22 protein-coding genes, 1 tRNA gene, 1 pseudogene and 1 riboswitch are annotated in these 21,977 nt (G+C 67.6%); of the genes and pseudogenes, 17 read left to right on the top strand and 7 right to left on the bottom strand.

Annotation, left to right across the window (positions count from 1 at the left end):
- A pseudogene (locus tag F9K34_RS03920) lies at positions 1 to 243 on the top strand (glutamate--tRNA ligase); the annotation flags it as partial.
- A 58-nt stretch (positions 244 to 301) separates the two neighbouring features.
- Here the strand turns inward: F9K34_RS03920 and F9K34_RS03925 are convergent.
- Entirely contained in the window at positions 302 to 868 is a 567-nt protein-coding gene (locus F9K34_RS03925) for a gamma-glutamylcyclotransferase family protein (protein ID WP_291335567.1), read from the bottom strand.
- Positions 869 to 987: 119 nt separating this feature from the next.
- Positions 988 to 1,087, top strand: a riboswitch (glycine riboswitch).
- 152 nt (positions 1,088 to 1,239) lie between these two features.
- Here F9K34_RS03925 and gcvT point away from each other — a divergent pair.
- From gcvT to gcvP, 4 genes are read left to right on the top strand one after another with little or no spacing between them, the layout of a single operon-like run.
- Positions 1,240 to 2,364, top strand: a complete 1,125-nt coding sequence (gene gcvT, locus F9K34_RS03930; protein WP_291335568.1) for a glycine cleavage system aminomethyltransferase GcvT — start codon at positions 1,240 to 1,242, stop codon at positions 2,362 to 2,364.
- An 18-nt stretch (positions 2,365 to 2,382) separates the two neighbouring features.
- On the top strand, positions 2,383 to 2,742 hold the full coding sequence (gcvH, locus tag F9K34_RS03935) for a glycine cleavage system protein GcvH (protein ID WP_291335569.1): 360 nt from the start codon (positions 2,383 to 2,385) through the stop codon (positions 2,740 to 2,742).
- A gap of 4 nt (positions 2,743 to 2,746) precedes the next feature.
- Positions 2,747 to 3,214 (top strand): SRPBCC domain-containing protein, encoded by a 468-nt coding sequence (locus F9K34_RS03940; RefSeq protein ID WP_291335616.1) that lies wholly within the window; start codon positions 2,747 to 2,749, stop codon positions 3,212 to 3,214.
- A gap of 17 nt (positions 3,215 to 3,231) precedes the next feature.
- Positions 3,232 to 6,081, top strand: a complete 2,850-nt coding sequence (gcvP, locus tag F9K34_RS03945) for an aminomethyl-transferring glycine dehydrogenase (protein ID WP_291335570.1) — start codon at positions 3,232 to 3,234, stop codon at positions 6,079 to 6,081.
- A 97-nt stretch (positions 6,082 to 6,178) separates the two neighbouring features.
- On the opposite strand, the gene F9K34_RS03950 is transcribed toward gcvP, so the two are convergent.
- Together F9K34_RS03950 and F9K34_RS03955 are read right to left on the bottom strand one after the other, a co-directional pair.
- On the bottom strand, positions 6,179 to 6,712 hold the full coding sequence (locus tag F9K34_RS03950; RefSeq protein WP_291335571.1) for an SRPBCC family protein: 534 nt from the start codon (positions 6,710 to 6,712) through the stop codon (positions 6,179 to 6,181).
- Positions 6,709 to 7,074: an ArsR/SmtB family transcription factor gene (locus F9K34_RS03955; RefSeq protein WP_291335572.1), complete on the bottom strand. Its 366-nt coding sequence runs from the start codon at positions 7,072 to 7,074 to the stop codon at positions 6,709 to 6,711. The genes F9K34_RS03950 and F9K34_RS03955 overlap by 4 nt, the downstream gene beginning before the upstream one ends.
- A 180-nt stretch (positions 7,075 to 7,254) precedes the next feature.
- Between F9K34_RS03955 and F9K34_RS03960 the strand changes: the two genes are divergently transcribed.
- A complete protein-coding gene (locus F9K34_RS03960; protein WP_291335573.1) occupies positions 7,255 to 7,980 on the top strand; it encodes a sulfotransferase family 2 domain-containing protein in 726 nt (241 codons plus the stop codon).
- A gap of 100 nt (positions 7,981 to 8,080) precedes the next feature.
- Here the strand turns inward: F9K34_RS03960 and F9K34_RS03965 are convergent, their stop codons facing one another.
- Together F9K34_RS03965 and mntR are read right to left on the bottom strand one after the other, a co-directional pair.
- Complete coding sequence (locus F9K34_RS03965) at positions 8,081 to 8,863, bottom strand: methyltransferase domain-containing protein (protein ID WP_291335574.1); 783 nt, start codon at positions 8,861 to 8,863, stop codon at positions 8,081 to 8,083.
- A 195-nt stretch (positions 8,864 to 9,058) separates the two neighbouring features.
- Positions 9,059 to 9,490, bottom strand: coding sequence for a manganese-binding transcriptional regulator MntR (mntR, locus tag F9K34_RS03970; RefSeq protein WP_291335575.1), 432 nt, complete (start codon positions 9,488 to 9,490; stop codon positions 9,059 to 9,061).
- Between the two features lie 157 nt (positions 9,491 to 9,647).
- Between mntR and F9K34_RS03975 the strand changes: the two genes are divergently transcribed.
- The 3 genes from F9K34_RS03975 to trxC all read left to right on the top strand — a co-directional run bounded on the left by F9K34_RS03975 (position 9,648) and on the right by trxC (position 11,856).
- Positions 9,648 to 10,937, top strand: a complete 1,290-nt coding sequence (locus F9K34_RS03975) for an Nramp family divalent metal transporter (protein WP_291335576.1) — start codon at positions 9,648 to 9,650, stop codon at positions 10,935 to 10,937.
- A gap of 88 nt (positions 10,938 to 11,025) precedes the next feature.
- Complete coding sequence (locus F9K34_RS03980) at positions 11,026 to 11,349, top strand: DUF3775 domain-containing protein (protein ID WP_291335577.1); 324 nt, start codon at positions 11,026 to 11,028, stop codon at positions 11,347 to 11,349.
- A gap of 72 nt (positions 11,350 to 11,421) precedes the next feature.
- Entirely contained in the window at positions 11,422 to 11,856 is a 435-nt protein-coding gene (trxC, locus tag F9K34_RS03985; RefSeq protein ID WP_291335578.1) for a thioredoxin TrxC, read from the top strand.
- Here trxC and F9K34_RS03990 read toward each other — a convergent pair.
- Entirely contained in the window at positions 11,845 to 13,131 is a 1,287-nt protein-coding gene (locus F9K34_RS03990) for a DUF2254 domain-containing protein (protein WP_291335579.1), read from the bottom strand. The two genes, trxC and F9K34_RS03990, sit on opposite strands and share 12 nt — an antisense overlap.
- Positions 13,132 to 13,244: 113 nt before the next feature.
- Between F9K34_RS03990 and F9K34_RS03995 the strand changes: the two genes are divergently transcribed.
- Positions 13,245 to 13,320 (top strand) — tRNA-Ala (locus F9K34_RS03995).
- 130 nt (positions 13,321 to 13,450) lie between these two features.
- On the opposite strand, the gene F9K34_RS04000 is transcribed toward F9K34_RS03995, so the two are convergent.
- Positions 13,451 to 13,657, bottom strand: a complete 207-nt coding sequence (locus F9K34_RS04000) for an abortive infection family protein (RefSeq protein WP_291335580.1) — start codon at positions 13,655 to 13,657, stop codon at positions 13,451 to 13,453.
- A 352-nt stretch (positions 13,658 to 14,009) separates the two neighbouring features.
- Between F9K34_RS04000 and F9K34_RS04005 the strand changes: the two genes are divergently transcribed.
- The 7 genes from F9K34_RS04005 (at position 14,010) to F9K34_RS04035 (ending at position 21,977) form a co-directional block, all read left to right on the top strand.
- Positions 14,010 to 15,323 (top strand): RNA polymerase sigma-54 factor, encoded by a 1,314-nt coding sequence (locus F9K34_RS04005; protein WP_291335581.1) that lies wholly within the window; start codon positions 14,010 to 14,012, stop codon positions 15,321 to 15,323.
- 155 nt (positions 15,324 to 15,478) lie between these two features.
- Positions 15,479 to 17,020, top strand: coding sequence for an ABC transporter substrate-binding protein (locus tag F9K34_RS04010; RefSeq protein ID WP_291335582.1), 1,542 nt, complete (start codon positions 15,479 to 15,481; stop codon positions 17,018 to 17,020).
- A 26-nt stretch (positions 17,021 to 17,046) separates the two neighbouring features.
- A complete protein-coding gene (locus F9K34_RS04015; protein ID WP_291335583.1) occupies positions 17,047 to 18,054 on the top strand; it encodes an ABC transporter permease in 1,008 nt (335 codons plus the stop codon).
- A complete protein-coding gene (locus F9K34_RS04020; RefSeq protein ID WP_291335584.1) occupies positions 18,051 to 18,944 on the top strand; it encodes an ABC transporter permease in 894 nt (297 codons plus the stop codon). The genes F9K34_RS04015 and F9K34_RS04020 overlap by 4 nt, the downstream gene beginning before the upstream one ends.
- Positions 18,941 to 19,930 (top strand): ABC transporter ATP-binding protein, encoded by a 990-nt coding sequence (locus F9K34_RS04025; protein ID WP_291335585.1) that lies wholly within the window; start codon positions 18,941 to 18,943, stop codon positions 19,928 to 19,930. The genes F9K34_RS04020 and F9K34_RS04025 overlap by 4 nt, the downstream gene beginning before the upstream one ends.
- The gene (locus F9K34_RS04030) at positions 19,927 to 20,931 is read left to right on the top strand and encodes an ABC transporter ATP-binding protein (RefSeq protein ID WP_291335586.1); all 1,005 of its coding nucleotides are present in this window, start codon (positions 19,927 to 19,929) and stop codon (positions 20,929 to 20,931) included. The genes F9K34_RS04025 and F9K34_RS04030 overlap by 4 nt, the downstream gene beginning before the upstream one ends.
- Entirely contained in the window at positions 20,928 to 21,977 is a 1,050-nt protein-coding gene (locus F9K34_RS04035) for a C45 family autoproteolytic acyltransferase/hydolase (RefSeq protein WP_291335587.1), read from the top strand. The genes F9K34_RS04030 and F9K34_RS04035 overlap by 4 nt, the downstream gene beginning before the upstream one ends.

Genomic DNA, 21,977 nt, shown 5'->3' on the forward strand with positions numbered 1-21,977 from the left:
GGGGCGGAGCCGGTGATTGCGCCGGAGGATACCGGGTTCGTGGCGCAGGCGATGGCGTTGTTGCCGCCGCCCCCCTATTCCGACGCGACCTGGGCCGATTGGACGGCTGCGGTGAAGGAGAAGACCGGGCGCAAGGGCAAGGGGCTATTCATGCCGCTTCGACTCGCCGTTACCGGCGAGGCGACGGGTCCGGACATGGGAGAGCTGATGCCGCTTCTGCAGAAGGTGCGCGCCCGGGGCTGACCACGGCAGGGGAAGTCCACCACCACGCCCCCCCGAATAACGCGATGGCAACCGGGAATCAGCGGCGCAGCCGCGCGAGGCCGAGGGCGTCCGTGTGGCGGTCGGTCAGCGCGCGTTCCGCCGCCGTGAGCCGCTGGGCCCGGGGGTAGCTGGGCCGGGCGCGGTCGTCCAGAATCGCCGTCCAGCCGGCCGTGGTGTCGAAGAAGCGCGCGACGCCGGCTTCGCCGAATTCCGACAGGAACCCCTGCACCACCGTGTCGAGGTAGCTGAGCAGGATCGCGCCACCGGGTGCGGATGCCGCATGCGCCTCATCCAGGGCATAGATCTCGACCCGCCCCGCCCAGGCCGGCGCGGGGACGAGACGCCCGGCGTCGAGCGCATGGCGTCGGTAGGCGGCCTCGCGCGCGTCGAGCGCCGCCCAGTCGCCCGACGGGACTGCGGCGACGAGGCCGTCGATCTCGGCCGCCGCCGGTTCCGCGGAGAGGAACGGATGGGGCCTGAGCGTGGTGTGCCGCCAGATCCGCCGCCAGCCGGAAAGCCGCGCGGGTGTCGCCTGCACATAGGCATGAGTCGCCCGGTTCACGAGCGAGCCGTAGCCGAAGAAGGCCGGGTGCCGGTCGGTCATAGCGGGATAAGACCGGGACGCGCGGCGCCGCGCAAGGGGGCGCTTGCGGGCCTCGGCGCGCGCCCCGTATTCCATTGCATACCCTCTTGCCGACCGAGGCCCTTCCGGGCTACCAAGCGGCGTCAGGATCGGGAGAATCCGGCGGTGGCAACACCATGCGCCGGTGCCGAAGGAGCAACCGCCCCGGTAAACTCTCAGGCGCCAGGACCATCCTGACGACGGAACTCTGGAGAGACCCCGGACCTGATCCGGGGCGCCGAAGGGATAACGATCTCAGGCGGAAGGACAGAGGGGGTATCGGGACGGGCGGATCCTCCGCCCTCGTGCGATGCCGTGTCGGCGGACCGGCCGAAATCAAGGGGAGGGCGGCGATGGCTGACCTGGAACGCACCGTTCTTCATGGCCTGCACCTGTCGCTCGGGGCAAAGATGGTGCCCTTCGCCGGCTACGACATGCCGGTGCAATACCCGATGGGCGTTCTGAAGGAACATCTGCACGCGCGCGCCGCGGCCGGACTCTTCGACGTGAGCCACATGGGGCAGATCCTTCTCACCTCGAGATCCGGGCGGGTGGAGGATGCGGCGCGCGCGCTTGAACGGCTGGTGCCGGTCGATGTGCTGGGGCTGAAGGAGGGCCGGCAGCGCTATGCCATGTTCACCGACGAGGCGGGCGGCATCCTCGACGACCTGATGGTGGCGAACCGGGGCGACCACCTCTTCCTGGTCGTCAACGCGGCCTGCAAGGCCGCGGACTTCGCCCATCTGAAGGCGGGATTGCCGGATTGCGACGTCGGACTCGTGGAAGGCCGCGCGCTTCTGGCGCTGCAAGGGCCGAAGGCGGAGGCGGCGCTGGCCCGGCTGGTGCCCGACGCGGCCGAATTGAAGTTCATGGACGTGGCGATCCGCCAGTGGGATACGGCGGAACTCTGGATTTCCCGGTCCGGCTACACCGGCGAGGACGGGTTCGAGATTTCGGTGCCGGATCGCTTCGCGGTGGCGCTGGCCGAGCGGCTTCTGGCGATGGAGGAGGTCGCGCCGATCGGCCTCGGCGCGCGGGACTCCCTCCGGCTCGAGGCCGGGATGTGCCTTTACGGCCACGACATCGACAGGACGACGACACCGGTGGAGGCCAACCTCACCTGGGCGATCCAGAAGGCCCGGCGCGCCGGTGGCGCCCGCGAAGGCGGGTTCCCCGGCGCCGCGCGCATCCTGAAGGAACTGGCGGACGGGCCGATGCGCCTCCGTGTGGGGCTGCGGCCGGAAGGCCGGGCGCCGATGCGCGAGGGAACCGAGATCTATGCCGGCACCGACGGCGGTGCGCCCATCGGCCGCGTCACCTCTGGCGGGTTCGGCCCGTCGATCGAGGCGCCGATGGCGATGGCCTATCTTCCCGCGACCCTCGCCGAGGGCGACACCGTCTATGGCGACGTGCGCGGCAGGCGCCTGCCCGCCGTCGTCGCGGCCCTTCCCTTCCATCCAACCAACTACAAGCGCTAACCAATAGGGACCTGACCCATGAAGTACACCGAAGATCACGAATGGCTCCGCCCCGAGGGCGACCTGGTCGTCGTCGGCATCACCGAGCACGCCTCCGAACAGCTCGGCGATGTCGTCTTCGTCGAACTGCCCGATACCGGGAAGGCCGTATCCGCGGGTGACGAGATCTGCGTCATCGAGAGCGTCAAGGCGGCCTCGGACATCCGCGCCCCGCTCGACGGCGAGATCGTGGAGGTCAACCAGGACATCGCCGACAACCCCGGGCTCGTCAACGAGGACCCGACCGGCAGGGCGTGGTTCTTCAAGATGAAGCTCTCCGATCCGTCGAAGCTCGACGGCCTGATGGACGAGGCCGCCTACAAGGACCTGATCGGGTGACGTGATGGAGGCCGCGGGCCGCATCGACCGCGCCGAGCGTCTGATCGCCGCGCCTGCTGGGCGGGTGTTCGGGTGCTGGACGGACCCGGCGCTTCTGGTCCGCTGGCTCCCGCCCGAGGGGACGGAAGGCCGGACAGAGGCCTTCGATCCGCGCCCGGGTGGCGCCTTCCGGATCGTCCTGACCTATCTCGATCCGGAAGAACCCGGCAAGTCGGGCGGGGGAGAGGACGTGATCGCGGGCGCGTTCGTCGCCGTCGATCCGCCTTGCCACCTTGCCTTCGTCAGCCGTTTTCGCAGCGACGCCCCGAACCTTCAGGGAGAAATGCGCATGGACTGGCATTTCGACCCCGAACCCGAAGCGACGACGCGTGTGCGGATCGTCGCGTCGAACGTGCCGCCCGGCATCGCCCCGGAAGACCACGCCGCCGGCATGGCTTCCTCGCTTGCGCAGCTTGCCGCCCTCATCGAATGAACCGAAGGAAGTTACGGATGGCTTTCACACCTACCGACTACCGCCCCTACGACTTTGCCAATCGCCGCCACATCGGGCCTTCGCCGGCCGAGATGCAGGAGATGTTCAAGGTGCTCGGGGTGAAGGACCTCGACGAGCTCATCGACCAGACGGTGCCGAAGAGCCTGCGCCAGGAAAAGCCGCTCGACTTCGGCAAGCCCAAGTCGGAGCGGGAACTGCTGTGGTTCCTCAGGCAGGTGGCGAAGAAGAACAAGGTCTTCACCTCGATGATCGGGCAGGGGTTCTACGGCACGGTCACGCCCCCTGCGATCCAGCGCAACATCCTGGAGAACCCCGCCTGGTACACCGCCTACACGCCCTATCAGCCCGAGATCTCGCAGGGCCGGCTGGAGGCGCTCCTGAACTACCAGACGATGGTCTGCGACCTGACGGGGCTCGAAATCGCCAATGCCTCGCTTCTGGACGAGGCGACGGCGGCGGCGGAAGCGATGACCATGGCGCAGCGGGTGGCCAAGTCGAAGGCCACGGCCTTCTTCGTGGACGAGAACTGCCATCCGCAGAACATCGAGGTGATGAAGGTGCGCGCGGCGCCCCTGGGCATCGAGGTGATCGTCGGCGATCCGGCGAAGCTGAAGGCCGATGCCGTCTTCGGCGGAATCTTCCAGTATCCCGGTACCTACGGCCACCTGACCGATTTCACGCCCCATATCGCCAAGCTGCACGCGGCGGGCGCGGTCGGCATCGTGATTGCGGACCCGCTTGCGCTCACGCTGCTGAAGGAGCCGGGCGCGATGGGTGCCGATATCGCCGTGGGCTCGACCCAGCGCTTCGGCGTGCCGATGGGCTATGGCGGGCCGTCCGCCGCCTACATGGCCTGCAAGGACGATCACAAGCGGCAGATGCCCGGGCGGATCGTCGGTGTCTCCATCGACGCGCAGGGTGGCATGGCCTACCGCCTGTCGCTCCAGACCCGCGAACAGCATATCCGGCGCGAAAAGGCCACGTCGAACGTCTGCACGGCACAGGCGCTCCTTGCCAACATGGCCTCGTTCTATGCCGTGTTCCACGGGCCCCTGGGGCTCAAGGCGATCGCGCAGCGCATCCACCGCAAGGCGGTGCGCGTGGCGCGCGTGCTGGAGGCTGCCGGCTATGACGTTCAGCCGAAGGCGTTCTTCGACACGATCACGGTCGATGTCGGCGCGCTCCAGCCGGTGATCCTGAAGGCCGCGCGCCGCGAACGGATCAACCTGCGCAAGGTCGGGGCGACGAAGATCGGCATCTCGCTCGACGAGACGACGCGGAACGAGACGGTCGAGCGGCTCTGGCGCGCCTTCGGCATCGACCGCAAGGACGACGACTTCATGCCCGAATACCGGGTGCCCGACACGCTGCACCGCAAGTCGGACTACCTCACGCACCCGGTCTTCCACATGAACCGGGCGGAAACCGAGATGATGCGCTACATGCGCCGGCTCGCCGACCGCGACCTCGCGCTCGACCGGGCGATGATCCCCTTGGGCTCCTGCACGATGAAGCTGAACGCGGCGGCCGAGATGATGCCGATCACCTGGCCCGAGTTCTCGAACCTGCACCCCTTCGCGCCGGCCGACCAGGCCGAGGGCTACGCCGAGCTTTTCCGCGACCTCTCGGCCAAGCTCTGCACCATCACCGGCTACGACGCGATGAGCCTTCAGCCGAACTCCGGCGCGCAGGGCGAATACGCGGGGCTTCTGACGATCCAGGCCTATCACCGGGCACGCGGCGAGGGGCATCGTGACATCTGCCTCATCCCGGTTTCGGCCCACGGCACGAACCCGGCCTCGGCGCAGATGGCGGGGATGAAGGTCGTGGTGGTGAAATCGGCCGAGAACGGCGACATCGACGTGGCCGATTTCCGGGCCAAGGCCGAGGCGGCGGGCGGCAACCTCGCCGCCTGCATGATCACCTATCCCTCGACCCACGGCGTCTTCGAGGAAACCGTGCGCGAGGTCTGCGCGATCACCCACGAGCACGGCGGCCAGGTCTATATCGACGGGGCCAACATGAACGCCATGGTGGGGCTGGTGCGGCCGGGCGATCTCGGCGGCGACGTCAGCCACCTCAACCTGCACAAGACCTTCTGCATCCCGCATGGCGGCGGCGGGCCGGGGATGGGACCGATCGGGGTGAAGGCGCATCTCGCGCCGCATCTGCCCGGTCATCCTGCGACCGGCGGGCAGGAGGGGCCGGTGAGCGCGGCACCCTGGGGCTCGGCGTCGATCCTGCCGATCTCCTGGGCCTACGTCCTGATGATGGGGGGTGCCGGGCTGACGCAGGCGACCAAGGTGGCGATCCTCAATGCCAACTACATCGCCAAGCGTCTGGAGGGGGGCTACGGGGTGCTCTTCAAGGGCCGGGGCGGGCGCGTCGCGCACGAATGCATCCTCGACACGCGGCCCTTCGCCGAGAGCGCCGGGATCACCGTGGACGACATCGCCAAGCGCCTCATCGACAACGGATTCCACGCGCCGACGATGAGCTGGCCCGTGGCGGGCACGTTGATGGTGGAGCCGACGGAATCCGAGACCAAGGCCGAGCTTGACCGCTTCATCACCGCGATGCTCTCGATCCGCGAGGAAATCGCCGCCGTCGAGAAGGGCGAGATCGACCGCGAGAACAATCCCCTGAAACACGCCCCGCACACCGTGAGCGCGCTCATCGGCACCTGGGACCGGCCCTACAGTCGCGAACAGGGCTGCTTCCCGCCGGGTGCGTTCAAGGTGGACAAGTACTGGCCGCCGGTGGGCCGGGTGGACAACGTCTATGGCGACCGCCATCTCGTCTGCGTCTGCCCGCCGGTGGAAAGCTACATGGACGCCGCCGAGTAGCGAATTTCGGGTGCGGAGCGCATCCGCCAGAGTATGGACATGGAACAGGTGCCGGCCGGGTCATCCCGGCCGGCGTCATCGCGCGCCGCCGGGCGGATCAGCCGGGCAGGCGCGCGTCGTATTCGGCGCGGAGACGTTGCCATGTGTCCCAGAAGGGCGCGCAGTCGTCACCGCCGAGGCGCGCGGCAAGCACGTCGAGGTGCGCGTGCCAGCCGGCGCCGATCATGATCCGGGCCGGCCGCTCGGCAATCCGGGTATGGACGAGCGTCAGATGCACCCTGTCGCCCTCGGGAACGAGGTCGATGGAGACCTCTCCCGCTTCGCCCCAGGTGAAGACGAGGCGGTGCGGCGGTTGCATCTCGACGACGCGGCTTTTCATGCTGTGCTCGGTCGAGAACCCATCGGGCCGCGCACCGGGTGGCGAGGTCAGTTCGTCGTTGCGCCAGGTCAGGGTGAATTCGCCGCCGGGTGCCTGCGGCATCTCTCCCGCAGCGAGCCATTTCCGGCGCTTGCCGCCGTCGATCAGGTAGGCCCAGACCCGGTCGATCGGCCCGGGCAGGAGGCGTTCGATCCGGAGCGTGTCGGGGGCAACGAGCTTGCCAAAGGCGTCGAGCGTATCGGACGTGGTCATGTCGCGTTTCCTTTCGGTCGTGCTGGTGTCGTGGCGTCTTCCTGCCGCAGCAGATCTTCGAGGAGGTCGAGCCGGTCGGTCCAGAAGCGCCTGTAGCTGTCGAGCCATTCATGCGCGGCGGCCAGCGCCTGCGGGTCGAGCCGGCAGGTATGGGTGCGCCAGTGCACCTCGCGCCGGACCAGGCCCGCGGCTTCGAGCGCACGGACATGCTTCGAAGCTGCGGCAAGCGACATCTCGAAGGGTTTGGCGAGATCGCCGATGGTGCGGTCGCCCCTGGCAAGCTCGCGGATCATGCCCCGGCGGGTCGGGTCGCCGAGGGCGCGGAAGATGGCATCGAGCCGGGGTGATTCTGATTCAACCATAATGTTGAATGATAGACGGAGCGCCAAATGATTCAACCGTTTTGTTGAATGATGATCGGCGCGACACCCCATCCCTTGCGCCGGGCGCTTTCCGCTGCCGGGAGAGTGATGTAAGTGAAAGGCGTCGCGCGCCGCCGGGCGGTCCGGGCGGAGCGCCGCTGCCAGCAGACGGGTGCCCGCTTGACCAACCTTCGCGAACTTAGGGCCATGCTCGACTGGCATCTGGGCAGCGCGCACTGGCTGTTCATCCACATTCCCAAGAATGCCGGGGTCTCGATCCGCAAGGCACCCGAGCTCTCGGGGCGCATCGTCTCGGCCGAGGCCTATTTCTACCGGAGCCGCGCCCAGGTGCGGGAAGTGCGTGCGGCCATGGCCGCAAAGGGCGAGCATCACGGAATCCAGCACGCGCGCTGGCGTGACCTGGACCCGAAGGTGACGGCCCGGCTCGCCGCGGTGGCGATCGTCCGCAATCCCTGGGCGCGGACCGTGTCGCGCTGGCGCTTCGCGCGGCTGGTCGCCGCACAGGGCAAGAGCGACCCGGCCGACGCGCCCGAACGGTTCGAGGCGTTCCTTGAGCAGCGCCACCTTTACGGCCATGAGCCCTTCTTCTGGCACCGGGCGATAAAGGGCTGGTATCCGCAGGCCGACTACGTGACCGACGAGGCGGGCGAGGTCCGCGCCGATCTGTTGAGGTTCGAGCATCTGGACCGGGACAGCACACGCTATTTCGGATTGGCGGCGCCCTTGCGCCGACGCAACGCAACTGCGGCGACACGCCTCGACTACCGCGACGTCTACGACGCGCGCACCATCCAGATCGTCGCGGACTGGTATGCGCGCGACATCGAGCTCTTCGACTTCGACTTCGACACGCCGGCGCGGCGGCACACGCGTTACGACGATTGATCGGCCCGCTCAGGCACGCTTCGGGCCGGTCGCAACCGCGCGGCGAGGGGCTTGCCGGCGTTCCGCTCCAGCGGTGCGCCGGCGTCCCGGACTGCGGGCATCACGGCTTGATCGCCAGCAGCGAGACGCTCTTGACCCCGTACTTCTGGCTTGCGCCCTTGGCGTTCGCCGAGATGAACTGGTATTGGGGGTTGTCGTCGACGCGGACCACCTTCAGGCCGGCTGCCTCGATCTGGTCGCGGTAGCTGTCCTGCTGAGCTGCACCGCCGATGCAGGCGGCCCAGAGGGTCGAGTTGCAGACGACCGACTCGGGCAGCTGGCTTTCGGTGACGATATCGGACAGGGCCAGCCGTCCCCCCCGCTTCAGGAGGCGGGCTGCCTCGCGGAATACCTTTTCCTTGTCATGGGCGAGGTTGATGACGCCGTTGCTGATCACGCTGTCGGCTGTCCCGGCCCGAAGCGGCACATCCTCGATGTAGCCCTTGAGGAAGGTCACGTGGTCGAAGCCCTCGACCTCGGCGAGCCGGCTTGCCTTGGCCAACTGCTCGTCGGTCATGTCGATACCGATGACCGTACCCCTGGAGCCGACCTTGAGCGCGGCGATGAAGCTGTCCATCCCCGACCCGCTTCCCAAATCCACCACGATCTCCCCGTCGACGAGACCGGCGAGGTGAAAGTGATGGCCGACGCCGGCGAAGGAGTCGATTGCGTCGCCGGGAATGCGGTCAAGGTCGCCGGGCGAATAGCCGAGACGTTCGGCAAGGCCCCGTCCCATCTCGAAGTGAAACTCGCCGCGAGGGTTCAGAGCCACCTCGCGGTACATGGACTTGACCTTGGATTCGAGTTCCTGCGGGTCGAATAGGGTAGTCGCGATGTCGGTCATGCCGAGGGCCTCCCTTACTGCGAAGGGGTCGCGCCGCTGACGGGCGATCACAGCCAGATCGCAACAACGTCGACACGCCTACCCGTGACCTGCTCCCGCAGGGTTCACGCCCGTGTGAATGCTATCATCACGACCGATTCCCGGCAACGCGCGGGCAGGCCAATCCGTTCGCGCCCGGACTCTGCGGAGATGGGGTCAGCCCTGCTGGTCCTTCAGGAATGCCTCGAAGGCGGCGAGGGTCTTTTCCGAGACGTGGTGCTCGATCCCTTCGGCGTCGAGTTCGGCGGTGGAATTCGGCACGCCCACGGCGACCAGGAGTTCGACGACGGTGCGGTGGCGCGCCCTCACCCGGGTCGCGAGGGCGGCCCCCGCCTCGGTCAGAAACACCCCCCGGTAGGGCCGCGCGGTGGCGAGCCCCTCGCGCTTCAGCCGGCCGACGGTCTTGGTCGCCGTCGGCTGGGCGACACCCATGCGGTGGGCGATGTCGGCGACCCGCGCCTCGCCCGTTTCGGCGATCAGGTCGCCGATCAGTTCGACGTAGTCCTCGAGCAACGCCACCGCCTGCTTTTCGCGGGCACGTGCGAAGCGGTCGGCCTCGTTCGGCGGTCCGGCGTATCTCTCGGGCATCGGCATCGGTCTCTAAATGTCGGGAATGAATTATAGCCGCGGCTTCCGATCGGGGCCAGCGTAATGTCGCCACAGAATTAGCCACGACTCATTGGTATTTTTAGTTGCAGAAACTATAGCATCGGCTACATCTTCGGGAACAAGCCGCGAGCCACCGATGCGCAGCCTGAGCGAACGCACCCGACATACGATGTCCTCCGTCCTCGCTGGCGAGGGCGGGGGATGGCTGCGCCGTCTTGCCTTCGCCGGACCCGCGATCATTGCCTCGGTCGCCTACATGGACCCGGGAAACTACGCGACGAACATCCAGGCCGGGGCGGGCTACGGCTATGCGCTGCTGTGGGTCGTGCTTCTGGCCAACCTCATCGCCATGCTCTTCCAGGCGCTCTCGGCGCGGCTCGGGATCGTCACCGGCAAGAACCTTGCCGAGCTGTGCCGCGACAGCTTCCCCCGGCCCGTCGTCTTGATCATGTGGGTGGTGAGCGAGGTGGCGGCGATGGCCACCGACCTCGCCGAATTCCTCGGCGGCGCGATCGGGCTGGCGCTTCTCTTCGGCCTGCCGCTGATGGCCGGCATGGCGATCACCGCGATCGTCACCTATGCGATCCTGATCATGGAGCGGCAGGGATTCCGGCCGATGGAACTGATCATCGGCGCGCTGGTCGGCGTCATCGGGCTTTGCTACCTGGCCGAGATGCTGATCGCGCCGGTGGACTGGGGCGCGGCGGCGGCGGGGCTTTCCTCGCCCGCGCTGCCTGATGCGGCGGCGTTGACCATCGCCGTGGGGATCATCGGCGCCACCGTCATGCCCCACGCGATCTACCTGCATTCCGGCCTGACCCAGGGCCGCGCGCCGGTTCGCGGCGAGGCAGACCGGCGCAAGCTCCTGAGGTTTTCCAACACCGAGGTCGTGCTGGCACTTGCCGTGGCAGGCATGGTCAACATGGCGATGGTGATGATGGCGGCCTCGGCCTTCCACCAGGGGCATACCGACGTCGCCGAGATCGAGACCGCCTATCACACGCTGACGCCCTTGCTGGGCGCGGCGGCGGCGGGGATATTCCTCGCCTCGCTCATCGCCTCGGGCATTTCAAGCTCGGTCGTCGGCACGATGGCAGGGCAGATGATCATGCAGGGCTTCCTGCGCGTGCGCGTGCCGATCTGGGTCCGCCGGCTGGTCACGATGCTGCCCGCCTTTGCAGTCGTCGCCGCCGGTGTCAACGCGACCGACGCGCTGGTGCTTAGCCAGGTCGTGCTGTCGATCGCGCTGCCGGTGCCGATGATCGCGCTGCTGATCTTTTCCACCCGGCGCGAGATCATGGGGGACTATGCCGTCGGGCCGGTGGTCAGGGTTCTCGCGGGTCTGGGAACGGTCGCCGTGCTCGGGCTGAACTTCGTGCTGCTTGCGGCATTCTTCGGCCTGCCGGTGCCCTTCCTGGCGGGCTGAAGCCCGCGGCGCGGCGATTTGATCCGCGACAAGGCCACGGGTGGCCGGATATGGTTGTGTCGTCCGTGTCAGGAAGGGAAGTGCCGTCATGCCGGAACTCGAGATATCGCCCGCCAGCGTCGTGCAGGTGATCCTGCTTGCCCGGGAAGGGAACGCAGCCGAGGCCGAGTTGCGCGAGTTCATCGCCGCCATGGCCGACGACAAGCAGGCGCAGCTGACCGCAATCGCCTGGATCGGCCGCGGCGCCTTCGAGCCCGAGGAGTTCGACGAGGCGGTGGCCACGGCGACGACCGCGGCCACGACGCCGACCGAGGATTACCTGATGGGGATGCCGCATCTCGCGGAAAACCTCGAGGCGGGGCTGGAGGCGCTGGGAGTCGACGTGACCGGCGAGGAAGAGGATCTGCTCTGAGCCGACGCTCCTTGAAAGCCGAGGCCTTCCTCCAAATATATTCCTCAAACAGAATATGACTGGAAGGCCCATATGTCCGACACCCTGAAACTGGTCTGCGAGACCTGCGGTCAGGCGAACCGCATTCCGGCCGGGCGGCTTGCGGATGGCCCGAAGTGCGGCTCCTGCGGCGATCCGCTCGTGACGGGCAAGGTCGCCGAGCTCGACATCGCCACCCACGACAAGGCGACGCGGGGCGACGAGTTGCCGCTTGTCGTCGACTACTGGGCGCCATGGTGCGGGCCGTGCCGGATGATGGCGCCGGAACTCGCCAAGGCCGCCGGGGCGCTGAAGGGCCGGGCAAGGTTCGCCAAGATCAACACCGAGGATTTCCCCGCCGTGTCGCAGCGGCTGGGCATTCGCGGCATCCCGCTTCTGGTGCTCTGGAAAAGCGGACACGAGATCGCGCGACTGCCGGGTGCCCGGCCGGCGGCAGAGATCGAGGGATTCGTCCGATCACATCTCTGAGTGGGGCGCGGCGCCCGTGTCTTCGCGCAGCGCGGCACTGAGCGCACGGATGCGCGCGCGGTCCTCTTCCAGCGGCAGGGCTATCGCGGCGCGTTCGGCGGCGCGTCTCGATGCCTCGCGGGCCGCCGCGGCGACGGCGGCATCGCCATGTCGGATCAGTGTCGCGAAGGCGCGTTGAAGCCGGGCCTGCACCTCGACCATGCCGGCGCCGTCGCGCGCGATGGGGTCGAAGCCGTCGGTCAGAAGCTCTGCGCCGGTTACCGCGGGTAGAAAGACCCGCGGGCAGCGTGGCGGTTCGGGCTCTGCGCTGGAGCCGGACAGCAACGCGGTCAGCCGGTCGATGATGAAGATCGCGGTGCCGGGATCGTTGACGGCCGGCGACAGCGCGCGCTGAGCGATCTCCGACAGGACGATGACGCCGAAGCGGACATCCTGCTCGAAGGTGCGCGTTCGGTCGATGGTGAAGGCAGCGCGGAGCCCCTCAGCCTCGATTTGCCCGGAATGGAGGCAGAGCGTGTCGCCGTCGACGACGAAGCTGCCGATCACCGCCGCGACGAAGACCTGCGCGCCGTCCGCGCCCGCGGCCAGGGCGTCGAGCGCACCGATGTCGATATGCTGGACATAGCCGGAGCGCGGCGCACGCACCGCGGTCCGTGCCGCGGCCGGAAGCGGTGCATCGGCCGGGGCAGGGCAGGCGCCGAGGGCCGGCCGCCGGTGCCAGTCCTCGATCGCCGGACGCATCGCGGCTTCGAGGCCGGCAACGGTGTCGGGAATGCTGCCGACCCGGGTCAAGTGCTCGATCCAGCCCAGCATGGCGATCACGACGAGGGCGAGGACCGCGATGGTGACGATCAGGATGACCGTGGACGAGGCCTGTTCGTAAAGCCCCGTGCGCAGCAGGACCTGGGCCGTCAGCGCATAGGTGAAGGCGCCCATGAAGGTGGCCAGGACCCGTTGCGTCATTGGGTCCTGCGAAACGAACTCATGCGCGCGCGGGGTGATGCCGCTGCTGATCGCCTGCCGGGTGGACATGATGACCCCAAGCGAGAAGGTCGTGACGGCGAGCATCGACGAGGACAGAACCGTGAGGATGTCGAGAACCGCATCGACATCGACCACATGGGTCAGCGCATCGGGCAGGGCCGGCGCGACCAGCCGGCTGAACAGGGCCGCCGCCAGCGCGAGCAGCGCGAAGGCCGTCGTCCGCACCCATATGCGACGCGACAGCTTGCGCAGCTGGAAGAGCGTTGTGGACACGAGGGACGGCGTCGGCATGAGGTCTAACCTATTGCGCGCAAACGGGTTGGATCAACTCGTCAAAAACGGCGCCCGACCGCAAGTGGCTTCTTGACACCGGATCGGATTTGTCCGAGATACCGCGCCGGTGCGGGGCAGTAGCTCAGTTGGGAGAGCGCGTCGTTCGCAATGACGAGGTCAGGGGTTCGATCCCCCTCTGCTCCACCAATATCCGTCAGCTTCCGAAACTGTATTTATATCAATAGCTTGATCGCCCAAACGGGACAGGCTGCCGTTTGCCTCTGGCCCGGTGTTCCGACGAGTCCCTTTCTTGGCCGGAATCGCCACTCGAAGATCGTCAGTTCCCCGCCATACATTCAATCACATAGGCTGCCAGCGTGTGGGCAGAATGGATCACCAAACGGGCGTCGCGGGGCCGCAGCTCATTTTCTTTGATCTGGGTCTCAGTGCGCCCATGTGCGCTGCTTTTCTTGTTGCGAAGGAAGATAGTGCCCCGGCGCGTGGTGTAGGAGGCTGCGAGTGACGCGATAAGTGACGCCGGCAATCAATATCGGAGTGTGTTTGATGATCGCTGAAAATCTCACCCATGACGCCTATCAGTGGCGATGGGGTGCGCTCGGGCAATTCTTTCCCTCCGCGATTGACAGGGTCGGGCGATAAATGCTCGCCGAACAAGGCAAGGCCAACGGAAACCTGGCAGCAAAATCCGGGCTCTGAGACTTGTCCGTCGGTGCCGCGCGACGAATGAGGTGTCTCCAGCCAATCGCCCAACGGTCCGTTCTGCGACGGTAACTACAGTTCAAGCGTCCACTGATATGCGCCCGTCCCGCCGTTGCCAGGTCTGCGCCCGATCTGCCATGCTTGGGGTTGGGGGCACATGCCCCGGGCGGGGCGTCATGACGGAACTTGGCTTTGGGATGAAGCAGCGCGGCGCCTTGGCGATGACGCCGGCGTTGCGACAGGCCATCGGGTTCCTGGCGCTCTCGAATGCCGATCTTTCGGCCCGCCTCGCCGACCTTCAAGCCGCGGTCGCCGTTATCGTCGCCGCGAAGACCGTCCCGGGCGCGTGGCCGGCCCTGGTGCGCCACGTCGATCCGCCGCCCGGCGACTCGGCGCGGCCGCATCGGCGGGAGCATCCGGCGCCGGGAGGGCTCGACACCGACCGTATCGCCGAAGCAGCACCGGGGCTGGTCGCCCATGTCGAAGCGCAGTTGCCGCTTCTGGTGCGGGCGGCCGCGGACCGGCCGGTCGCGGAAGCCTTCCTGCGCGCCCTCGAACCCAGTGGCTGGCTCGGCGCGTCCCTGGAGGAGGTCGCTGCGGAAGCCGGCTGCAGCCTGGTCCGAGCCGAAGCCGTGCTCCGCAAGCTGCAGGCCGCGGAGCCGGCCGGCCTCTTCGCGCGGTCGCTGGCCGAGTGCCTCGCCCTGCAGGCCGAGGACCGCGGCCTCGCGTCACCGGCGTTTTCGCTGCTGCTGCGGAACCTGCCGCTCCTGGCTGCGGGCAGGATGGATGCCCTTGAGGAAGCCTGCGTCTGCGGCGCGGCGGAGATTGCCGCGATGGTCCGTGCGCTCCGGCAGATGAACCCGAAACCCGGTGCAGCCTTCGAGCAGGGCGCGCAGCCTATCCCGCGACCGCCGGATCTCGTCCTGCGGCGCGACGGTGCGGGCTGGCTCTTGGAGTTGAACGCGGAGACGACACCCTTGCTTCGCCTGTCCGCCGGAGCGGAGGCCGCGCCGGAGGCACTTCGCCAGGCGCGCGCCCTGACGCAGGCGCTGGAGCGGCGGCACGCGACGGTCCTGTCGATCGCGGCCGAGCTGGTCGCACGCCAGGACGCGCACCTGCGTGATGCGGCCACCCCGCCCGCCGCCGCGACCATCAACGAGGTCGCAGCCTCGGTCGGTGTCCACCGCAGTACCGTCAGCCGCGTCACCGCGGCATTGACGATGGCTCTGCCGCGCCGCACGATCAGCCTGCGCGCGCTCATCTCGGCGCCCGCACCTGCGGCGCGGCGCACCGAGGATCCCCCGTCCGTGCAGGCGGTTCTGCAACGGATGCAGGCGATCGTCGCGGCCGAAGACCCCCTGCGGCCGCTGGCCGACGCGGAGATTGCCCGGCTTCTGCTTGCCGATGGCGCGGCACTGGCCAGGCGCACGGTCGTGAAATACCGCGGACTGGCCGGAATACCCCCGCGCGCCGAGCGCCGTCGGGCGTGAGGCGCAAACATTCCTGCGTGAAACCCGCGCAATGACTCGCGATGGTCGTCCGCGCGGGCAAGATGGGCTGGCACGTCTTGTGCATGAGAAAGGATGTCCGGACCAACAAGGACTGATGCACCCGTTCCCGGGGCCGATCCAAAGGGAGATACCGAATGAAAGCACTGCCGCGCCTTCTGATGGCCACCGCGCTGGCCGCCTGTCCCGCCGTCATTCCCGCCGCCGTTGGTGCCGCGGACCTTGTCGTCGGCTTCACCCTCGACGCCGACACGCTGGATCCCGCGAACCACCGCAAGCGCGAGACCGAGACAATCATCCGCAACATGTACGACGGGCTTCTGACCCGCGACCCGGACATGCTGGTCGTCCCCGAGATCGCCGAGTCGATGACCCAGGTCTCGGCGACCGAATACGACTTCAAGATCCGCTCGGGCATCAAGTTCCACGACGGAAGCGATCTCACCGCCGAGGATGTGAAGTTCACGCTCGATCGGGTCGTAATGGAGAATGGCATGGGCGACGGGATGACGAGCCCGCGCCAGGGCCTCATGGGGCCGGTCGCCTCGGTCACCGTGGCGGCGCCCGACACCGTGCGCATCACGCTGAAGGAGCCCTGGCCGATCCTGCCCGCGATGCTGCCCAACCAGCAGATCGTCTCCAAGGCCTGGGTCGAGAAGATGGGCAACGAGGGCGTGGCCACGGCCGAGAACGGCACCGGCCCGTTCAAGCTGGTCGAATGGCGCAAGGGCGACGCCGTCATCATGGAGCGGTTCGACGACTACTACGGCGGCGCCACGGACATCCCGCCGGTGGGCAAGGCCTGCGTGGACCGGGTGATCTTCAAGATCATTCCCGAAAGCGCGAGCCGCGTTGCGGCGCTTCTCGCCGGTGAGGTGCACATCATCAACGAACTGCCCGCCTTCTCCATCGCCCAGGTCGAGGCGAACGAGGGGACGCAGGTCATGACGGTCAACGGCACCCGCAGCTTCTTCATCGCGATGAACATGGAGGGCGAGCTTTTCGATGACCTGAAGGTGCGTCAGGCGGCCGCGATGGCCATCGACAAGGGCCTGATCATCGACAAGATTCTCGCCGGGAACGCGGCGCCGATCGACGGCATTCTCTCGCCCGACGCCTTTGGCGCGAGCGAGCTCCCGAAGGTGGGCTTCGACCCGGAGAAGGCCAAGGCGCTTCTGGCAGAGGCGGGCTTCCCGGACGGGATCGACGTGACCATGGATACGGAGGCCGCCTTCAAGGACACCGCGGAGGCCATCGCTTCCATGCTCACCAAGGCGGGCATCCGGACCACCGTCGCCGTGGGCGAGGGCGCGCAACTGTCCGACAAGTGGCGCACCAAGGGCGCGCCCAAGACGGGTGACATGTACTTCACCAGCTGGGGCAACGGCTCGCTCGATCCCTTCGACATCTTCACGCCGACGCATCGCACCAACGACCGCGGCAACTCGGCCGGCTACGCCAACCCGGAACTGGACAAGATCCTGGATGCCGCGGCGGTCGAGATGGATGTCGAGAAACGGCGTGGGATGTACCACGATGCCGAGATGATGATCACGGCGGACCAGCCCTACATCTACCTCTGGGTGCCGCAGGACATCTACGGCGTATCGAAGAAGGTGACGGGCTGGAAGCCGAGTGCCGACAGCCGAATTAACCTGCATGACGCCTGCCTGAACTGACGCCGGCACCTGGGGAGGAAACGGGGATGAGCCTGGGAAAGCTGCTGGAGCGGATCATCCAGCTCATCCCCGTGCTGCTCGGCGTCAGCCTGATCGTCTTCGTGATGATGGCGCTGACGCCGGGCGATCCGGTGCAGATCATGGTCGGCGAGCAGTCGATCACACCGGAACAGGAGGCCGAGTTGCGCCGCAACCTCGGGCTCGACCGGCCGATGGTGGAACGGTTCTTCATCTTCCTTGCGAATGCGGTGCAGTTCGACTTCGGCAACAGCTTCTATCACGGCCGCCCGGTGGCAGACGTGATCGCCGAGCGCCTGCCCGCAACGATCGAACTGAGCCTCGTGGCGCTGGTCGTGGCGCTTGCCACGGCCATCCCGCTCGGGGTGGTTGCGGCCATCCGCAAGAACTCGGTACTCGACCGGGTGGCGACCGTGGGCTCCCTCCTCGGCGTGTCGCTGCCGGGGTTCTGGTTCGGCATCCTGCTCATCATGCTCTTTGCCGTCCACATGCAGATCCTGCCCGTCTCGGGCCGGATCGGCTATGACAACGAGGTTGCGGCCGTCACCGGGTTCCTGTTGATCGACACGCTCCTGGCGGGCGACATCGGCGCCTTCGGCGATGCCCTGCGCCACCTCCTCCTGCCTGCGATCACCCTCGGCCTGCCGATGACGGCGATCCTCATGCGCGTCACCCGCAGCTCCATGCTGGAGGTGATGCGGCAGGACTATGTCACCTTCGCGGAAGCCAAGGGCCTGCCGCGCCGCCGCGTGCTCTACCGCCACGCGTTGAAGAACGCACTGATCCCTACCGTCTCGGTGGCCGCGATCGAGACGGGCAGCCTCCTCGGCGGCAACATGATCGTGGAGACGGTATTCGGCTGGCCGGGCCTCGGGCGGCTGGTGGTGGAAAGCATCTTCCTGCGCAACTACCCGCTGATCCAGGCTGCGGTGCTTCTCTATGCGGTCACCTACGTTGTGCTCAACTTCCTCGCCGACATCCTCTACACCGTCCTCAATCCGAGGGTGAAGCTGTGACCGACGCCACCCTTGCCGCCGCGCCCAGCGCCGAGTCGCTCTTCCGGCGCAACCTGCGCGACTTCCGCCGCAACCGGCTGGCCATGGCGTCGGTCGCGGTGATCCTGATCTTCGTCCTGATGGCCGTGGCCGCGCCGCTGATCGCGCCGCAGGACCCGAACGAGACCGACCTCTTCCGCCGGCTGCAACCGCCGGGCTGGGCCGAGGGTGGCGACTGGGCCTTCCCGCTCGGCTGCGACGCGCTTGGCCGCGACATCCTCTCGCGCATCATCTACGGCGCCCGGATCTCCATCTTCATCGGCGCGGCCGTCATCTTTCTGGCGACCGGTGTCGGCATCCTTGCCGGACTCGCGGCGGGCTACTTCCGCGGCTGGGTGGACGTGGTCATCAGCCGGGTCGTGGATATCCTCCTCGGCTTTCCCTATCTCATCTTCGCCATCGGCCTGATGGCGATGATGGGGCCGGGACTTCTCAACATCGTCCTTGCGCTCGCCTACAAGGAGTGGGTCATCCCCTGCCGCGTGGTGCGTGGCGAGACCCTTGCCGTCCGGGAACTCGAATATGTGGAGGCGGCCCGGGCGCTCGGCGCAGGTCCCCGCCACATCATGTGGCGCGAGATCCTGCCGAATATCCTTTCCCCTGTCATCGTGGTTTCCACCATCCGCATGGCGCATGTGATCATTCTCGAGGCGAGCCTATCGTTCCTCGGGCTCGGTGTGCAGCCGCCCACCGCGAGCTGGGGCAGCATGGTCTCGGACGGTCGCGCCTTCATCCTGGAGGCCTGGTGGGTCTCGACCTTCCCGGGGCTGGCCATCCTTCTCCTCGTGCTGGCGATCAACGTCGCGAGTCAGGCCCTGCGCGATGCCTTCGACCCGAGGTTCAGCGAATGACCGTCCTTCTGGAAGTCACCAGCCTGCGCACCGAATTCGCCACCCGTGCGGGCCTCGTGCGTGCGGTCGACGGGGTCTCGCTGCAGGTCAGGCGCGGCGAATGCCTGGGCGTGGTGGGAGAAAGCGGCTCCGGCAAGTCCGTGACCTTCACAAGCGTCATGGGCCTCGTGCGGTCGCCGGGAAAGGTGGCTGCGGGCACGATATTCTTCGACGGCCGCGACCTCTGCCAGCTTTCGTCCGAGGAGATGCGCGCGATCCGCGGGCGCGATATCGCCATGACCATGCAGGATGCACTCACCGCGCTCAATCCGGCACTGACGGTCGGCGAGCAGATGGCCGAGGTCATGGTGGCGCATGACGAGACGCTACCCGCCGGCCGCGCCGCCCGCCGATCCGCGATCCGCGAACGTTCGGTCGAGATGCTCGGACTCGTCGGCATCCCGTCGCCCGAGACGCGGCTCAGGCAGTATCCGCACGAGTTTTCCGGCGGCATGCGCCAGCGCATCATGATCGCCATCGCGCTCACCTGCCGGCCGAAGCTACTGATCGCGGACGAACCGACGACAGCCCTCGACGTGACGATTCAGGCGCAGGTTCTGGAACTGATCACCGACATCCGGGCGCGGCTCGGGATGGCGGTCGTGCTCATCACCCACGACCTCGGGGTCGTCGCCGAACATTGTGACCGGGTGATGGTGATGTATGCCGGGCAGGTGGTGGAGGAAGGGCCTACCGCGGCGGTCATCGAGCGGCCACGCCACCCCTATACCCGGGGCCTCCTGGCCTCGATTCCCCGGCCGGCACTCAGGGGCCAGCGGATCGAGCCGATCATGGGGCAGGTGCCCGATCTCGTCGGCTTGCCGCCGCAATGCCGGTTCCACTCCCGCTGCCCGATGGCACGTCCCGAATGCCTCGTGGCGGTGCCGATGCTTCCAGCCGGGCCGGGGCGCCAGGCGCGTTGCCTTCGGTTGGAGGACCTCGCATGAGCCTGCTTGAGGTCACCGACCTGTCGAAGCACTACGCCGGCCGGCCGTCTCTCGGGGATCGTCTGTCCGGCAAGCGGCGCACGTTGGTGCGGGCGGTCAACGGCGTATCTCTTGCCGTCGAACGTGGCGAGATCCTCGGCCTCATCGGCGAGTCGGGTTGCGGCAAGTCCACGCTCGGCCGCGCGATCCTGCGCCTGCATGAACCGACGGACGGACGGGTTGTGTTCGACGGCACCGACGTGACCGCTCTTCCGGCGCCGGAGTTGAAGGCAATGCGCCGGCGGATGCAGATCATCTTCCAGGATCCCTACGCGAGCCTCAATCCGCGCCGGACCGTGGCCGAGATCGTCGGCCTACCGCTGGCGCTGCACGGCCTCGCCTCGCGCGAGGAGGCGCGCGCCGTCACCGCGCGCGTGCTGGAACGCGTGGGTCTGCGCGCGGCCCAGCTTGACCGCTACCCGCACCAGTTCTCCGGCGGCCAGCGCCAGCGCATCGGGATCGCCCGTGCATTGGTCTCGAATCCGGAATTCATCGTCTGCGATGAACCCGTCTCGGCGCTCGATGTCTCGATCCAGGCGCAGATCATCGCGCTACTGCTGGAGCTGAAGCGCGATCTCGGCCTGACCTACCTGTTCATCAGCCACGACATCTCGGTCATCGGCTACCTCTCCGATCGGGTTGCCGTGATGTATCTCGGTGAGATCGTGGAGACCGGCCCGGTAGCGGCGGTGCTGGACAATCCGCGCCATCCCTACACCCAGAGCCTTTTGTCGGCGGTGCCGGAGATCGGCACAAAACGGGCGCGAGGGCGGGTGCGCCTGCAGGGCGATCTGCCGTCGCCGCTGAACCCGCCGCCGGGCTGCAAGTTCCACACCCGCTGTCCATTGGCGGTCGCGGCCTGCCGAACGCTCGCACCCGAGACCCGCACCGTGGGCCCGGGCCATTCGGCTGCCTGTCATCGGCTGGACGAGGGGCTGAGCCTTCTGGAGGGGGCGCGGTGATCGAGGTTTCCGCCACCGGCTCGACCTATGTGCGGGGGCGGGCGCAGGCGGGCGCGGCGACTGCCGCGGCCATCCGCCGCGCCACCGTCGAGCGCGTGGAACGTGCCCGGGCCGAAGGGCTGATCGACTCGGAAGCCGATTCCTACCTGATGGCGCAGCGTCGCTTTCACGAGACCCATGACCCCGAAGGTCTTTCCGAACTCCTGGGCGTGGCTGAAGCATTTGGTCTGCCGGAAGCGGACCTTTTTGCCCATCTGCACCTAGGGACCCTGCGCGACATGAGGGGCGGCGCTGCCCTGATCGAGGGCTGCAGCGCCTGGGCGGTGGGGCAGGGACCGGACGGCCCGCTCGTCGTGAAGAACCGCGATTATTCGGGTCAGCACCTCGGCATCCAGTGCATTCTGCGCCACTCCGGCCCCGATATCTCGACGGGCCAGGTTCTCAGCCTCGGGAGCCTCGGGAGCCTCGCGGCGTGGTCGTCCGGGATCAACGCGGCGGGCCTCGCCGTCGCCGACACGCAGGTTTCCGTCAATCGTCACCGCGTCGGCTGGTTGCGCTACTTCCTGCTGCCCCGCCTTCTCGCCCGAGCGACCTCGGTCGGCGAGGCGCTGGCGCTGGTCCGCAGCCTGCCGCATGCCGGCGGCGGAACCCTCGTCATGGCCGACCGCAGCGGCGCGACGGCCGCGGTGGAACTATCCGCGACCGGCCCGGTCGTCGCGGAAGGCGGTGCGCAATGGCGGACCAATCACTACACCGCCCCCGGCGTGGCAGGGGAAACGCTTGGCGCCGACGGCGACCGCATCGCGGGCAATTCCCACGCTCGTTTCGATTACCTGTCGCGGATCCTGCCCGGCCAGACGTGGACGGTCGCGGCGGCAAGGGGCCTGATGGCCACGCATTCCGTCCCGCTCTGTCAGCATGCCGCATCCGAAGCGGACGCCGAAACCATTTCCTCGGTTGTCTATTCGTGTAGGCTGGGCGCGATGGAGATCGCGGAGGGCACCCCCTGCCTCGGCCGCTGGCAGGCAATCGCGCCCTGCCGCTGA

It is taken from the genome of Albidovulum sp. (genome assembly GCF_008933605.1).
Lineage (GTDB): Bacteria > Pseudomonadota > Alphaproteobacteria > Rhodobacterales > Rhodobacteraceae > Albidovulum.